The following is a 15,927-nucleotide window of genomic DNA, read 5'->3' as shown; positions in this document are numbered from 1 at the left end:
CTGGGAGGTGCCCGACGAGTGGTGGGGCAGGACCGGGTCATCGGCCCGCCCCACCACACGGCAGGCGCACGTCGGACGGGCGTCAGACGCTGCGGCGGGTGAAGCGTTGGTTGGGGCCGCCGCTGTAGGTGTACTGGGAGATGCGGGCGCCGTTGGCGGTCGAGTGCTCCCAGACGTCCATGGCCAGGCCGGACTGCCGGTTGATGATGCTGACGACGCCCCCGCCGTGCTCCGTGAGGCGCCAGTGCTGGCTGGTGGCGCCGGTGTCGGCCTGCTGGGTGATGTCGGCCCCGCTGGTGTTGCTCGCGACCTGGAGGACCAGGCCCGAGTGCCGCGCTTTGATCTTGACGTGGCCGTCGCCGGCGTCGATGAACTCGAACTGCTGGTTGTTCCCGCTGGTGGACGACCACTGTTGCAGCAGGGCCCCGGCAGCCGTGGAGATCCCGGCGATGTCGGCGTGCTTGCCGCTGTGCTGGGCCACCAGGGTGTAGAGACCGGGGCCGCCGGGCGTGTCGCCGCCCAGCTGGGCCTCCCACCTGGTGTTGGCGCCGGCCGCGTCGGCGGGGAGACGATCCCGGGCGGCGGTGTCGCCGTACATGGTCCAGCGGGCCCAGTCGACGACGGTGGTCGGGAAGCGGTTGTCGCTCCAGAAGCTGGTGTGGCTGCCGCCGACGAAGGTGAGGAACGCCTTGGGCCAGCTCATCTCCGTGTAGGCCTGCCGGGCCGAGGAGTACTGCGTGAGGTCGTCGCGGTCGCCGTGGACGAACAGGACCTTGGCGGAGACCGAGGCGGCGGGGTTGCCCATGTCCTCGCAGGACTGCGGGTTGGCGGAGATGATCCGGCTGTCGGGCCAGGCGGTCAGCAGGCCGTGGGTGATCATGCCGCCCAGGGAGTGGCCCGAGACCCCGACGCCGATGCCGGTGTTGATGTGCCCGGCCAGCGGTCCGCTCGTGTTGAGCGCCAGGGTGTTGGTGATGGCCTGGGAGACGTCGCGGGAGGCGTTGCCGTTGTTGACGTCCTCGAAGTTGTGGTTGAAGTGCGGGGCAGGGACGACGAAGCCCGCCGCGGCCAGGGCCCGGATGATGAACAGGGAGTTCTGGGGGCTGCTCTGGAAGCCGTGGGTGAAGTTGTAGACCGGGAAGACACCGTCGGCGACCGGGGCGTCCGTGACGGGGTTGCCACCAGGGGTACCTGCGGCGGGGTAGTAGACGTAGGTGGTGACCGCGCGGCTGCCGCGGGTCCAGTTGTACCGGCGTACACCGACCCTGAACGGTGTGGTCGGTGCCGTGTCCAACAGCCCGGCGCCGGCCGCCGGTTTGACGCCGAGCGCCGGTCCGGCGCCCAGCGCAGAGCCCGCGCCGAGCAGGGACAGGCCCACGCCCGCCGCTCCGGCCGCGCTCACGCGGAGGAAAGTCCTTCGTTGCATCGTCATCGTTGACTCCTTGGATGTAGGGAACATGTTGGGGTTCAGCGGACTGCGAGAGGGGTGCTGGCGGCAGACGTCAGACAGCGGCAGCTCCGACGTCGAGGTAGTCGATGTTGGTCAGTCCGGCTGCCGTGGTCGGATTCAACCGGATGGTGTTGCTGCCGGCGTTCAGCGGCACGGTCACCGTCCTGGTGGACCACGTCGACCATCCGCCCGTGGGCTCGAACGAGACCGTCCCCACCGTCGCCCCGTTGACGACCACGTTCGCCGACCGCGCACCGGTGCTGCCGTTGGCGAACCGCACCCCCACCGTCGCCGTGCCCGCTGTCGCCGGGGTCACCGTGAACTGCGCGTAGGCACTCAGGGTGTTGTCGCCGTTGCAGAACCCGCTGCCGGAGTAGCCGGTGTGGTTCGAGTCGACCGTGCCCTGACACACCGCGGGCGCGGTCTCCGCCTCGTAGCGCTCCCCGGGCGGTGGTCCGTCGCCGCCCTGCTCGAAGGCGCCGAGGTCTGGTGCGGTTCCGTTGTACGGCAGACCGACGTCGGTGCCCTTGTCGATCAGCTCGCTGTTCGCCGCGAGACGGAGGTGGGGCAGCACCGGCAGACTTCCGTCGGCCTGACGGGGCGCGTCCCAGCCAGACGTCGACACACTCTGGAACTGGGAGTCCGACAGGCTGACGCCGAGGTTCCAGGAGTTGTGTGAGGCGTTGGTGCCGTTCAGGTACGACGTCGCCGTTCCGGTGTAGGCCACGTTGTTGCGCAGGTTCCCGCGGCCGACGGCGTTGCCGCTCGAGTCGATCCCGCGCATGTTGAAGTTGGGGTGGTTTCCGTAGCCGGTGTTGTTGAAGTAGTCGTTGGCCACCGGGTGGTGGTTGGAGTAGAAACCCGCGGACTTGTTCAGGAACGCGACCGAGAAGCGGACGGTGTGCTTCACCGCGCGGGTGTCGTAGTCGCCACCGAAGCCGCCGACCTTGAAGCCGGCTCCGTTGCCGGAGGGCGTCGTCGTGCCCGGCTGGTATCCGTTGCGCCAGGCCCACGAGCGGTCGATGAGTACCGGCGAGTACGTGGAGATGAGGTCGTACCCGTCATCGGCGTTCCACCACGCGCGACAACCCCGGAACACGTTCGCGGGCCGGCCGGCCGGCGTGTAGTGCGAGCCGAAACCGTCGGCGTTCTCGCCGGGCCCGTCGCTGCTGCGCGGGTCGTAGTTGTCGTGCGAGTCCGTGTTGAGGACGAGGTTGCCGGCGCCACCGTTGATGAACAGGCCGGTCCCCATGTGATGGTGGAGGTCGAGCTGCTCGAACGTGTTGTTGCTTCCCGAGACCCAGATACCCCAGGACTCTGCATTGAGATTGTTGTTCTGCGGCACGCCGGTGACTTCCAGCCCTTTGAGGTGGAGGTAGTTGCCGGTGACGCTGAAGCCCTTGATCCGGCAGTTGTCCCGCATGCCGGAGAAATCGAAGACCGGCCTCTCGCCCGGGTAGGCCCAGTAGCGGATCGGGTTGCCCGAGCTTCCGCTCTTGTTGAGGGTGATGGCGTCGACCCTGGCGGTCTGACTCGAGCAGCTGCTGTTGGCGCGGGTGTAGGCATAGGTGCCGCCCCGGAAGTAGACGGTGTCACCGGCCTGGGCCACGGACTGCGCACGGGCGATCGACGCCCAGGGAGCGGCCTGCGTACCCGCCGCGCTGTCACTGCCGTTCGGTGCCACGTAATAGGTCTGTCCGGCCGCCGCGTAGGCGGGGGCCGTGAGCGGGGGCGCGAGCGTCCCCACCAGAGCCGCCAGGGCGGCCGTCACGACCAGCTTCGCTAGTGGTTTCATCAACACTCCTCAGTGGGCAGAGCGACCGGGGGAGCAGGTCAGGGGGATGTGGCCGAGCCGGTGCGGTCAGGGGGGTGCCGAACACCCGAGACCCTCCTGACCGCACCGGTGACGGTGACTACGCGCCGGGGCCGACGTCGAGGTAGTCGATGTTGGCCAGTCCGGCTGTCGTGGTCGGATCAAGCCGGATGGTGTTGCTACCGGCGTTCAGCGGCACGTTCAGGGATTTGGTGGACCACGTCGACCACGCACCGGTGGGCTCGAACGAGACCGTCCCCACCGTCGTCCCGTTGACGACCACGTTCGCCGACCGCGCACTGGTGGCACCGTTGGCGAACCGGACCCCGAGCGTCGCCGTACCAGCGGCCTCCGGGGTCACCGTGAACTGGACGACGGACCCGACGGCGTTGTCCCCGTTGCAGAACCCGCTACCGGAGTAGCCGCTGTGGTTCGAGTCGATCGTGCCGTCACACACGGCCGGTGCGGTCTCTGCCTCGTAGCGCTGGCCCGGCAGCGGCGGGTCGTCGTCGGAGGTCTTGACGAGCGAGAGCTGGTCGACGACGACACCGCCCGAACCCGACGCCCGCACGGTGACGGTGACGGCCCCGCTGGGCAGCTCGATGCCGGTGAGCTCGCGCTTGGCCCAGCCGCTCGACGACGGGATGCTGAGTGTGCGCTGGCTCCCGTTGGCGCCGGTGATCACCACCCGTCCGGCGCTGCCCCGAGCGTGCAGGCCCAGGGCGTAGGTGCCTGCGGGCACCGACTCTCTCCGCTGCTCGACGCCGCCGCTGTTGCTGATCTGGAGGGCGAAGCGAGATCCGTTCACACCACCGTTGACGTTGGTCACGGAGCCGCCGAGGTTCCGCCATCCCCGGACGCTGGAGACGATGATGCGGTCGGCCTGGATGTCCGGGTTGAGGATGTAGTTGTTCGCCGGCCCGACCCGCCACTCTCCGGTCGTGACGTTGAACTGCCACTGGCTCACCGAGTGGAACTGCGGCCGTGCGCCCGACTTGGTGATCGGCACCCACTGGTTGTAGCCGATACCGTTCCAGGCGAAGTCGGCCCAGCGGTCGCCGGCGTAGATCACCGTGCTCTGCTTGGTGCCGTTGACCGTGACGAAGAACCCGGTCTGCGTCACGTGGCTGTAGTCCATCTCGGTGCCGGCCAGGACGTACTCGCTGCTGTAGGAGCCCTGGACGTTGCTGCTGGTGGACTCGTTGACGTAGTTGACCGAGGTGTTCCAGCCGTGCAGGTCCGACGCCGCGTGGTAGTACTTGCCGTCGAGCTTGAACATGGCGTTGCCCTCGCGACCGTCGCCGCGGCGGATCTCCACTCCTGGCTCGATCCGCAGCGAGTCGGACTCCCGGAACTTGGCGACGAAGCCGCGCGAGCGTCCCTCGCGGTTGGAGAAGATCAGGTAGTCCTTGCCGTCGTCGTCGGTGAAGACGGTCTGGTCTCCGGTGCCGGTCGTCGGCGAGTTGGTGATCTGGGTCTGGAAGTAGCCGTAGTCGAAGGTGTCGGTCGGCGAGTCGCCCTGCAGCAGCAGGACACCGTGCCCGCCCCTGCTCGTGTGCCACATCTGCACGGCGAGCACGTACTTGCCGGTGTTCTCGTTGTACGAGACCCCGAGCCGCCCGACCCAGCCGGCACCCCCCAGGTTGGCGCCGTCGCCGACACCGGTGGAGCGCGTCGCCACCCGGTTCTCGAACTTCCAGTTCACCAGATCCTTGGACGAGTACACGGGGATCGAGACGAAGGAGACCTGGTTGTCGTACTTCTGTGTCGGGTTGGCCCGGTAGCTCTCGGCGCCCGTGTAGTGCACCCCGTACCAGTAGTAGGTGTCACCGAACTTGAACACGCCGCCACCCTGCGAATAGATGGGGTTGCCGCTGGTGTCGTTCCAGAAGGTGTTGTTCGTGATGGTCTGGAACGTGCCCTCGTCGGCGGCCTCCAGGTCGGCGGCGGTGGTCATCAGGGCCGTCTTCGCGTCAGCGACCTCCGACGTGGTGGCCGACGTGTCGTCGGCGACATCGGACGCGGTGGTCAACGCCTTGGCGAAGGGCGCCCAGGAGTCGGCCGTGTACTTCGTCGGAACACGGGTCTCGTAGTCGGATACCAGGAACTCGAGGCCGCGATCCACGTCCGGTGCATCAGCGACACCCTGGTTCCGGACCTCCGTGACGGGTGCCTCCGCCGCGGTGGTGCTCACCGCGAACGGCACCGCCAACACCACGGACAACGCGGCGGCGGCTCCGAGTATCGAGAACTTTCTGAGCTGTTTGGTCATTTCCTTCCGATCCTTCCGATGCATGGGTTGGGGAAGGTGTTGCGTGGTTCGTGCTTGGTTCCGAGTCACCTCCCGGGGTAGGTGATGTCCGGCCGGGGCGGCCGGGCCATGCCCGCGCCGAGGAAGTAGTCGACGTGGTGGGACTGCATGTACCCCTTGAGCGTCATGGCGTTGCGGTAGGCGGGGTTGTGCGCGAGCGTGTACAGCCGGGTGCTCGACGGCTGGTTGGTGGTGAAGATGATCAGCTGGTCGTAGCTCGCGTTGGTGTACACGGCTTCCTCACGCCAGTCGCCGAGGATGTCGCCGTAGAAGGTGGGCTGGACGTCCTGGCTGGCGTCGACCGCTCCGTAGTTCGAGGTGGTGAGCAGCCGTGGCAGGCTGTTGGTCGGCTTGGGATCGTTGGGGTCCCACTTCTCGAACTTGCCGTCGTTGAGCAGCTCCATCGTGATGTCGCCGTCCCACCACAGGCCCAGCTGCGGCCATGGCCGCAGCGAGGTGTTCGGTTCGGCAAGGCGGTTGGTGGATGCGTTGTAGAGGCCGGAGAAGGCCCAGACCTCCATGCCCGGGAAGCGCGGGTCGATGTCGCCGGCCATGCCGCGTCCCACGTCGGCGGTGCCGGACGCGCTGTGTCGCCAGATCATGCTGCCGGTGGCGGCGTCGTAGTAGTAGTCGCGCAGACCACTGGGGTTGTTCTGCTGGACTCCGTAGCCCTCCAGGCCTGGCCGGCTCGGGTCCATGTCGGCGATGTGGAAACGGTCTCCGTGGACGATGCCCTGCGGCCCCAGTGAGTACTTGAGCGTGCCGTTGCCGTTGAGGACGAACCCGATCTCGGCGACCTCGTCCCGGCCGTCGCCGTCGACGTCGATGATCCGGGTGTTGTGCCCGTCCGGCAGGTCCTGGTTGCCGCGGAGGAACTTCCACTGCCGGGTCAGGGTGGTGCCGGTGAACCGCCAGGAGGCGAACATGAGGTTGAACCCGCCGTCGCCGATCCGGTTCTTCATGAAGGCGACCAGGCTGGGGTTGACGCCGTCGAGGTAGCCGACGCCGAAGCGCGCGTACATCGGACCGTCGGACACGTAGTCGGTAGGCACCGGCGCCGTGGCGCGCGCCGCCCCGGTCATGCCGTCCAGGACGGCGATCGCCTGCCGGGTGTTGTCAGGCAAGGCGTTGTACGTGGTGCCGTCGCCGAAACGGACGCCGTTGGCGATCCGCACGGCGACCTCGGCGCGGCCGTCGCTGTCGAGGTCGGAGACGGTGACACCATCGTTGTGGCCGACGTCGATCGTGGACGAGCCACCCTCGATGTTGTTCTGGTTGGTGCTGTTCGGCCCCATGTTCACCGACCAGAGGAACTGGCCGTTGCTCCGGTAGGCCTCGATCGTCTGTGGTGAGGTCTGGCGGTCCAGCACGTAGTCGTACTCGCCGTCACCGTCGAGATCGCCGACCCAGACGAACTTCACCGGGCCGCCCGCGCGCAGCGGAACCCGGACGACCGGCTCGGTGGCGTGGTTGGCGGTCAGCGTGAACGCGCCGCTCGGTGGCTGCTCCGCGCCGTCGATCACCGGCCGTACCCGATAGGTGTTGGCCTGCGCCAGATTGGCCGTCGAGTCGACGTAGTTGGTGCCTCCGGTCAGGACCGAGGAGTTGAGCTTGGTCTCCGGGCCTCCGGCAGCGGATCGGTACACATTGAACCCGATGCCGTCCGGGTCTAGTCCGAGCAGCCGCCACGAGACCAGAACACTGGTGTTGCTGGACCGCACGGCCACGACCCCGCGGCCAAGACTCTCCAGCCGCCTGCCGTCGCCTGGCTGTGGGCCGCTGCCGTCCGCGACGTCGAGATAGTCGATGTTGGGCAGGCCGGTGGAGTCCGTCGAGACGAACCGGACCGTGTTGCTGCCGGCCCGCAGCTCCGCCGTCACCGTCTTCCAGGCCCAGGTGGACCACGCGCCGGTGGCCTCGAACGACGTCGACTGCACCCTCGTGCCGTTGACGAGAACGTCCGCGGACCGGCTCCCGGCGCTCCCGTTGGCGAACTTGACCTCCAGGGTCGCGGACTTCGCCGTCGAGGCGCTCACCGTGAACTCGACCGCGGCACCGGTGGTGTTGCCGGCGTTGCAGAATCCCGAGCCGGAAAAGCCCGAGTGGTTCGAGTCGATGGTTCCGTCACAGATGGCCGGAGCGCTCTCCGCCTCGTACCGGGTCGCCGCGGCGGCCGCAGCGGCCGTACCGACCACGGACGCCGTTGCCGTGGTGGACAGCAGGGCGGCCAGGGCCGCCCCGACGATCGAAACCTTGATGAACCGTTTCATTGATCTGCTCCAGGCTGGTTGGAGTAGTGCAGGACGGTGTCAGGGAACGTGGTGGCCGGTGTGCGCGAGGTGCCGGGTCGCGGGCACGTGGCACACCGCATCGGTCGCAGCCGCGCCGAGCAGGCGGCGGCGGGAAAGCTCGGGCATCGTGCCCTCCACGACGATGTGGAAACGCTTACTAAGTTGGGAGGAGAGTAGCCAGCCGAGCCACCTCTGTCCATACCCTCTGGAACCGTTGTCGGTATGACGTACCACCGGATCGATTCGCCCGGAACGATTCGTTTGGATACCGCTCGCCGTGTAACCGTTTTAACTTTCTCCCGCTCTGTCCCGAACGACACGTCCGCCTCCGATGAGCGGGCGCGCCCAGCGCGGGCGATGTCTGACACCGGCCGGCAGGGGGTATAACTGATCCTGTAACCGTTTCCTGAAACACATGCTCCGACGCGGCGGTGCTGGGAAGGTCGGTGGAGGATGGTGCGACGGGTGAGCGATACCGGGGACGGCCAGCGGCGGTCCACGATCCGGGAGGTGGCGGACCGCGCAGGCGTGTCGATCGCCACCGTGTCCCGCATCATGAGCGGTGACTACCCGGCCTCGCCCGCCACGCGGAAGCGCGTCATGCGCGCCGTCGAGGAGCTGGACTATGTGGCCAACGCCCATGCCCGTGCTCTCGCCGGTACGTCCGCGAAGAGCATCGCCATCGTGCTCAACTCGGTGGTCTCGCCGCACTACGCGCATGTCGCCCAGGGCGTGGAGGCACAGACCGCCGCCGAGGGCCGGTTGTGCCTCATCGGCACGACCGGCGGTGATCCCGAGCGTGAGCTCGCCATGGTGAAGTTCATGCGGGAGCAGCACACCGAGGCGGTCATCCTGGTCGGCAACGTGGTCGCCGACGAGAAGTACCACAGGCGCATGGGCCGCTATGCGCACGCCCTGGCCGCCGTCGGCTCCCGGCTGGTGCTGTGCGGCCGCCCGCCGCTCGGACCTGACGTGCCCGCGGTCGTCGTCGAGTACGACAACGCAGGCGGCGCGTTCGCGGCGACCAGCCACCTGCTGTCCGCAGGGCACGAGCGGGTCCTGTGCCTCGGCAGCCGTCCCGGGTACACCACGGCCGACGGACGGGTGGCCGGATACCGCCAGGCGCTGGCCGCGCACCGCGTGCCGCACGACCCGGCGCTCGAGGTCGAGGGCAAGATGGAGTGGCACGAGGGCTACCGGATGATGAAAGAGCGGCTGGCCACCGGTGCCCACGACTTCACCGCCGTCTTCGCCCTCAACGACCTTGTCGCCGGCGGCGCCGTCCGAGCGCTGGCCGAGGCCGGGCTCAGGGTGCCCGACGACGTGTCGATCGTGGGATTCGACGATCTTCAGCCCTCGCTCGACCTCGACCTGACCACCGTGCACATGTCGCACGAGGAGATCGGCCGCACCGCCGTGCGTCTCGCCCTGGAGCACGGGGTACGCGGCGGCACGCCTCCGCACGTCGTGCTCGGCACGCACCTCGTGATACGCAGCTCGGTCCGTCCCCGCTCCGCGTCCTGACGCCTGGCTGGCGAGTCTCATGGGCGGCAGGGTGTCAGCCGGACTCGAAGCGCTTCGATAAACCTGTTGAGACTTCGCTGATGGCTCCGCTGGCCGATCGGACCCTGTATGCAGACTTTGGGGGGTTGCGTACCTTCTGACTGAGGTCCTATCTTGTTGAAGCGCTTCGAGGGAATGGCCCGTCGAAGCAAATGCTGGGCTGCAATGACGCGGCGAGCGATCGTCGCTCACAACCACAGCGCGCTCGACGGCGAGCCAACCGTTCGTCGAGTGCCACCCGTGCGCGAAGAAGGGCACACCGTGAAGAAGCTCCCCTGGAAGAAGCCTCTGGTGAGGCGAACGGAAACTCTCAGACGTCTGATCACCGGGTTCGTCGCCGCGACGTTGGTGGTCGGCGTACCCGTCACCAGCGGGGCGACCCGCGCGTCGGCTGACACCGTGACACCGCTGAACGCCGCACAGATCGTCGCCGACATGGGTGCCGGCTGGAACCTGGGAAACAGCCTCGAAGCCAACTCCAACGGGTACCCGAGCGAAACCGCGTGGAACAACCCGACTGTCACCCAGGCTCTGATCGACAGGGTGCAGGCGGCGGGGTTCAAGACGATCCGGATCCCGGTGTCCTATCTGAACGCCATCGGATCCGGTCCGAACTACACGATCGACGCTGCTTGGCTGAACAGAGTCCAACAAGTCGTCGACTACGCCTACAACCGGGGCATGTATGTGGTGATCAACATGCACGGTGACGGCTACAAGAGCGTCACCGGCTCGTGGCTGATCTGTGACTCGTCCAACCAGACGACGATCAAGGCCAAGTACCAGAAGGCATGGCAGCAGATCGCCACCCGGTTCCAGAGCTACGACGAGCGCCTGATCCTCGAGTCGATGAACGAGGAGTTCGACGGGCAGTACGGCAACCCCACCCAGCCGTGCTACTCGAACATCAACAGCTACAACCAGATCTTCGTCGACACCGTGCGGCAGGCCGGCGGCAACAACAGCTCGAGGTGGCTGCTCGTTCCTGGCTGGAACACGAACATCGATTACACCGCCGGGGACTACGGCTTCGTGATCCCGACGGACAGCCACCGATCCCCGTCCATCCCCAGCAACGAGCGGCGGATCATGATCTCCGTCCACTACTACTCCCCATGGGACTTCGCCGGGGAGGAGAACGGCACCATCACCCAGTGGGGTCCTGGGGCGACCGATCCGTCGAAGAAGTCCACCTGGGGGCAGGAGGACTACATGGATGCGCAGCTGAAGTTGACCTATGACGCATTCGTCACGCGGGGTTACCCGGTCGTCGTCGGCGAGTACGGCTCGATCGACAAGTCGTCGCACGACTCGGCGAACAACCGGTACCGCGAGGACTTCGCACGCACTCTGGTGGCTACCGCCAAGAAGTACGGGGCCAGCACCATCTACTGGGACAACGGCGTCAACGGGCAGTACGGGTTCGGGCTGTTCGACCGGTCCGCCAACTCGGTGACGCAACCGGGAATCGTCAACGCCATCCTGAGCGGCCTTGGTGGCACGGGCCAGTCCGGCTCGACCGCGATCGTGGGTGCGGCGTCGAACCGCTGCGTGGACATCCCGAACTCCTCGACGACGAACGGGACGCAGGCGCAGCTCTGGGACTGCTCGCAGAGTTCCGGCCAGACGTTCGCCCGCACCTCCGCCGGTGAGCTGAAGGTCAACGGCAAATGCCTCGAGGCGGCAGGCTGGGGCTCGACCAACGGCACCAAGGCGGCGATCTGGGACTGCACGGGCGGCGCGAACCAGCGCTGGAGCGTGAACACGAACGGCACCGTCACCAACGTCCACAACAGGCTCTGCCTCGACGCCAACGGCGGAGGCACAGCGAACGGCACCAAGATCATCCTCTGGACCTGCAACGGCGGCAGCAACCAGCGCTGGACCCTTCGATAGGCCCGGCCGTACAGGCACCGGCTACTGCCGGCCTCGGGTCTGGGGCGGCACCGCGACGCGGTGCCGCCCTTGCCTTGCGCCAGACCTTGCCCGGAGTAGGGTTCGGCTACGTGTTGTACGAGCGCGGACAGACGGCATCTGCCAGCCAGTTCGGGAGAAACAAGGTGCCCATTAAACGCCTGGTGAGCTACGTCGATGCTCACGATGAAGGTGACACCGAAGACGTTTCATTGGCGGTCCGATTCGAAGCAGAACTCGACGACGGAGAGCTTTTCCCGGTGCTGGACGATCGCGGCTGGAGCTCCAGCGGAACATGGTCGCAGGTGTCATCGACGGAGATCGAGGAGACGGCGCGTGTCGTCGTGGGCCCGGACGAGCCACGTGACGACGAGACCTGGCAAGAAGCGGAAGCCAGCTATTGGGCCTACGTTCGCGAGCTCCTGGTCGAGCAGGGAATCGAGATCGATGTCGCCAACCTCCGATTACTTCCGCACGACGTCATCCTCACCAGACGGCTGCTGGATCGGATCGAGGCAAGCTCCGACGGCCCCGATCCTGACGCGAACTAGTTGCGAACGGCGTCGGCCCGGGTAGGCCGACGCCGTTCGGTGTCTCAGGTCAGGCTTTCTCAGGTCAGGCGCTGGCGCGCAGCCATTGCTGGTTGGTGCCGCCGTTGCAGGGGTAGATCTTCAGGATCGTGCCGTTCGCCGTCGACCATCCGGGGACGTCGATGCACTTGCCGCTGCGCCGGTCGACGATCTCGACGTAGCCGTTGCTCGTGCTCCGGAGCGTGAACTGCTGGTTGGTGCCGTTGTAGCAGTCGTACTGCTGGACTTCGGAGCCATCCGCGCTGCCGGAGACGTCGAGACACTTGCTGGAGTGGATGGAGCGGATCCGGACGTAGCCGGAGCCGGCGTCCTCGAAGGCCCAGCGCTGCCAGTTCTCGCCGTTCCACGCGTACTGGCCGACACGGGCGTTGTTGTTCAGGTTGGGGTTCTGGACGTCCATGACCAGGCCGCTGTGCCGGTTGGTGACGCGCTCGCCAGCTGCCCCGGCGTAGGTGGTGTCCAGAATGACGGTGCCGTGCCGGCAGCCGGCGCAGCCGACCTGGGACAGGCCGCTCCAGGAGGTGAGGTCGGAGCTCGTGGAGGTCCACATGCCGCCGTTGGTGTACCGGTCGATGTAGGCGCGGTACGTGCCGTCCGCCTGCTGCACGACCGACGGACCCTCGTGGTACTGCTGCCACAGGTTCCCCTGGTTGGTCCAGGTGGTGAAGTTGGTCGAGGTCCACCGTTCGATCCACTTGGAGCTCTCGTTCTTCACGAACGCGTGGTAGGTCGAACCGCGCTTCACGATGTACGTGTCGATGTGGTTGGCGGGGATGCCGAGCCGGGTCGGGCCGCTCCACGAGGTCAGGCCCCCGTTCTGGGCCGTGTACACGTACGGCGTGAACTGGTGGTCCGAGGTGCCGAGGCTGACGACGACGCGGATCGTGCCGCCCTCGACGTAGAACTCGGGCGCCCAGGTGTAGGCCGTGCCGCTGACGCCGGCCGGGACGGAGGCCACATGCGTCCAGTTCCGCAGGTCGGTGCTGCGTGCGATGTTGAAGTGCGTGGACTGCGTGGTCCAGGACTGGACCGTGTAGGCGATGTAGTAGGTGCTGCCCGACTTGATGATGCTCGGGTCACGCAGCGCGCCCGAGGGGCCCCGGAAGTTGGTGTCCGCGAGGGTGCTGAAGCTGGTCGCGTTCGAGGACGTGTAGACCCACAGCTCCTGGTCGGCGGCGGCGTCGCCCTTGAACGTGGTGTAGATGTACGCGGTCGCCGCGTGGGCCGGGGGTGCGTTCACGACGTGGGTCACGGACAGGGCGATGGCGAGCGCCGCGAGCAGCGCGAGTACTCGGTGGCGTGCCGAGAGCGTGGGGACGGCGTATGTCATGTGGACTCCTTTGTCTCGTGCCCGGCAGGGCCGGGCGCCGTCGGTCTGGTGGGAGGTCAGTCGACCAGCCGGAACGTGGCGTCCTGGCGGGCGGTTTCGGTGCCGATGGGATCGATCCGGAGCGCGTAGTCGGAGTGGCGCACGTACCGGTCGGGGAAGTTGTACGACTGGAACGAGGACCAGCCGGAGCCGGCCAGGCCGGCGACCTGCTTGAACGTCGCGTCGCTCCGATACGTCGAGGACCCGTCGTTCGGGGCGAGCCTCAGCACGTAGTTGTCGTGCCGCAGGTAGTGGCCGGGGTAGTTCTCCGACTCGAACGAGACGTACTCGGAGCCGCTGTTCGCCAGGCCGGCGACGACGCGGAACCTGCCGTCGAGCGCCGGGCTGACGTTCGGGTCGATGCGCACGGCGAAGTCCGCGTGGCGGACGTAGCGGTCCTGGAAGTTGTAGGACTGCAGACGGCGCACCGGGACGGCGCCCGCGTTGTTGTTCTCGCCGGACGGGCCGGCCAGGGTCGTGGAGGTCGAGACCGGGACGCCGAGGTTCGGGGTGCCGTCGGGGTTCCACGAGATCCGCTGCGCCCGGCTGGTGCGCGTGGTCCCGCACCCCTGGGACGCCGCGGAGTTGGCGTGGTAGACGATCCAGTCCTCGGTGCCGTCGGGCGACTTGAAGAACGAGTGGTGGGCGGGCCCGTACACCCCGTTGGCATCGCTGCGCTGGAACAGCGGCGTGCTCTTCTTGGTCCACGAGCTCCTGCTGAGCGGGTCCGACCCGGTCAGCTCCAGCATGCCGATCTTGTAGTCCGGGGTGGCGCAGAAGCTTGCCGAATAGGTGAGGAAAGTACGGCCGCCGCGCTGCAGCACGTACGGGCCCTCGTTGACCGGGTTGCCCTGGGTCTCCCACGAGTGCGTGGGCTGGGAGATCAGCGTGCCGTGGGCGGCGACCGTCCACGGATTCGTCATCCGGGAGATGTACAGGTTCTGGGTGGCTCCCGACTCGAAGCTGCCGTTGTTCGTGAAGGCGGAGAACACGAAGTAGTTCGTTCCGGCCACGGTCATGACGCTGCCGTCGATCGCCCAGCCGTCGTTCGGCATCAGGTTGAGCTTGGCCTTGTAGGTGTACGGACCCATCGGGTCCGAGCCCGCGCTCTCGAGCACGTGCTGACGCTGGCCGCCGCAGCACGAGCTGGGACCGGCCGAGTAGTACAGGTACCACTTGCCGTTCAGCTGGTGCAGGCTCGGGGCCCACATGTTCGACGTCGCGTTGGGCTGCGACATCTGGAACACCCGGGTCTCGGTCGCGGTCTTCAGGCCGGACAGGGTGGGCGACTTACGGATGTAGATGCTTCCGGTCCAGGTCGTGGCCGCGTAGTAGTAGTTGCCGTTGTGGTAGCCGAGCCACGGGTCGGCGCTGTTGGGTGTGCCGACTATCGGGTTCTGGAACGTCGAGCCGGGCGCGGCTGTGGCGACCGGGCCCGACACGGTGAAGGGGAGCAGGACTGCCAGCGTTGCGAGAGCGGCAACGAGCAGAGCCGCGCCACGACGCCGGCGGAGCGGATTCTGGCGTGGCTGATCGATACGTGCGTTCATGTCTCTCCTCCTTGAGAGATATGTGAGCGCTAACATTCGCCCGAAGTCTCGCGGGTCGGCGAGGGCCTGTCAATGCCTTCCGACAAAGAACGACACGCCTGGTCACAGGAGTGCTCCCGGCATCACGACGCGCCACCGTCCGCACTGTCTCGGACGACTGGGGCGCACGGTCAGAGCCGGTTGAACGGGGCGGCGTAGCGGAACTGTCCCGCGTACTCCGCGCGCCACGCGCTCAGGGTGCGCGCCTGGAAGTAGTCGCCCCACGCGGGGTCGGGTGCCTCGATCCCGAGACCATGGGCAGGCACGAACCCGAACCTGGAGTAGAGCGCCGGGTCGCCGAGCAGCACCACGACTGGTTCGCCCATCGCATCGGCTGCGCCGAGGAGCGTGTGCATCAAGGCGGACCCGATCCCGCGGCCCTGGTGGGCGGGATCAACGCTGAGCGGGCCGAGCCCGAGTGCCGGCCGGTCCGTGAGCTGTCCGTGGGTGGCGACCACGTGACCGACCACCTCGGTCCCGGAAGCACCGGACTCGGCGACGAGCGACAGCTCCGGCACCCACCCGGGGTCGTCACGTAGCCATCCGACGAGGGTGGCCTCACCGGGCACGCCATCGGCCTCGATTGGTGGGGCGGCGTGCGCGACCCTTTCGAAGGCCGCCGCGGTTACTGCCCGGACCGCCTGGGCGTCGGACGGACGCTCTTGTCTGATCAGCATCCCGACACTCTCGGAGGAACCCGGGCCGAGTAGCAACACAAATTCCACGACTCTCGGTCTGTCCCGCAGCAGCCGCGGAGGCAGGTGCTTGTTGCCGAGGTCGGGACACTCAACGCAACGTCGGCCCTTCCACGTTCACCGGCCCGGGTGCGACCGGGTGCTCGATCTGCAGGTTGACGGTGCTGCGCGACGTCGGGATCACCGCGAGCTGGGCCTCGCTGCCATGTGCGTCGATAGCGCGCACGTGCACGTGCCCGTCCTTGAGGCGGATCGCGAACTGGTCGGCCCCGGCGACGAAGCGCACCTCGCTGTCGTCGTTGATCACGATGGGGCCCGAGGGCAAGGTCTTCGGCATGGGTA

The 15,927-nt window shown here is 67.3% G+C and carries 11 protein-coding genes; 3 read left to right on the top strand and 8 right to left on the bottom strand.

Features of this window, described 5'->3' with window-relative positions; translation table 11 throughout:
- Positions 1-82: 82 nt before the first annotated feature.
- The 4 genes from EW117_RS07540 to EW117_RS07525 form a co-directional block, all read right to left on the bottom strand.
- Complete coding sequence (locus EW117_RS07540) at positions 83-1,432, bottom strand: RICIN domain-containing protein (protein WP_129785275.1); 1,350 nt, start codon at positions 1,430-1,432, stop codon at positions 83-85.
- Between the two features lie 70 nt (positions 1,433-1,502).
- A complete protein-coding gene (locus EW117_RS07535; RefSeq protein WP_165362565.1) occupies positions 1,503-3,245 on the bottom strand; it encodes a right-handed parallel beta-helix repeat-containing protein in 1,743 nt (580 codons plus the stop codon).
- A gap of 118 nt (positions 3,246-3,363) precedes the next feature.
- Positions 3,364-5,535, bottom strand: coding sequence for a family 43 glycosylhydrolase (locus EW117_RS07530; RefSeq protein WP_207211786.1), 2,172 nt, complete (start codon positions 5,533-5,535; stop codon positions 3,364-3,366).
- A 65-nt stretch (positions 5,536-5,600) separates the two neighbouring features.
- Complete coding sequence (locus EW117_RS07525) at positions 5,601-7,844, bottom strand: rhamnogalacturonan lyase family protein (protein WP_129785271.1); 2,244 nt, start codon at positions 7,842-7,844, stop codon at positions 5,601-5,603.
- A gap of 486 nt (positions 7,845-8,330) precedes the next feature.
- Here EW117_RS07525 and EW117_RS07520 point away from each other — a divergent pair, with 486 nt between their 5' ends.
- From EW117_RS07520 to EW117_RS07510, 3 genes are all read left to right on the top strand, one after another.
- Entirely contained in the window at positions 8,331-9,389 is a 1,059-nt protein-coding gene (locus EW117_RS07520; protein ID WP_242504144.1) for a LacI family DNA-binding transcriptional regulator, read from the top strand.
- A 330-nt stretch (positions 9,390-9,719) separates the two neighbouring features.
- Positions 9,720-11,324: a cellulase family glycosylhydrolase gene (locus EW117_RS07515; RefSeq protein ID WP_207211784.1), complete on the top strand. Its 1,605-nt coding sequence runs from the start codon at positions 9,720-9,722 to the stop codon at positions 11,322-11,324.
- 110 nt (positions 11,325-11,434) lie between these two features.
- A complete protein-coding gene (locus tag EW117_RS07510; protein WP_129785267.1) occupies positions 11,435-11,893 on the top strand; it encodes an NUDIX hydrolase in 459 nt (152 codons plus the stop codon).
- Positions 11,894-11,957: 64 nt separating this feature from the next.
- Here the strand turns inward: EW117_RS07510 and EW117_RS07505 are convergent, their stop codons facing one another.
- The 4 genes from EW117_RS07505 to EW117_RS07490 form a co-directional block, all read right to left on the bottom strand.
- Positions 11,958-13,262, bottom strand: coding sequence for an RICIN domain-containing protein (locus EW117_RS07505; protein WP_165362563.1), 1,305 nt, complete (start codon positions 13,260-13,262; stop codon positions 11,958-11,960).
- 56 nt (positions 13,263-13,318) lie between these two features.
- Complete coding sequence (locus tag EW117_RS07500) at positions 13,319-14,851, bottom strand: family 43 glycosylhydrolase (RefSeq protein WP_165362561.1); 1,533 nt, start codon at positions 14,849-14,851, stop codon at positions 13,319-13,321.
- A 170-nt stretch (positions 14,852-15,021) separates the two neighbouring features.
- Complete coding sequence (locus EW117_RS07495; protein WP_129785265.1) at positions 15,022-15,567, bottom strand: GNAT family N-acetyltransferase; 546 nt, start codon at positions 15,565-15,567, stop codon at positions 15,022-15,024.
- Between the two features lie 109 nt (positions 15,568-15,676).
- Positions 15,677-15,922: a hypothetical protein gene (locus EW117_RS07490; RefSeq protein WP_129785263.1), complete on the bottom strand. Its 246-nt coding sequence runs from the start codon at positions 15,920-15,922 to the stop codon at positions 15,677-15,679.
- Between the last annotated feature and the right edge of the window lie 5 nt (positions 15,923-15,927).

It is taken from the genome of Promicromonospora panici (assembly GCF_900608595.1).
GTDB lineage: Bacteria > Actinomycetota > Actinomycetes > Actinomycetales > Cellulomonadaceae > Promicromonospora > Promicromonospora panici.
Note: the sequence above shows the minus strand (reverse complement) of the source record. Positions and strands in the feature narration are given on the sequence as shown.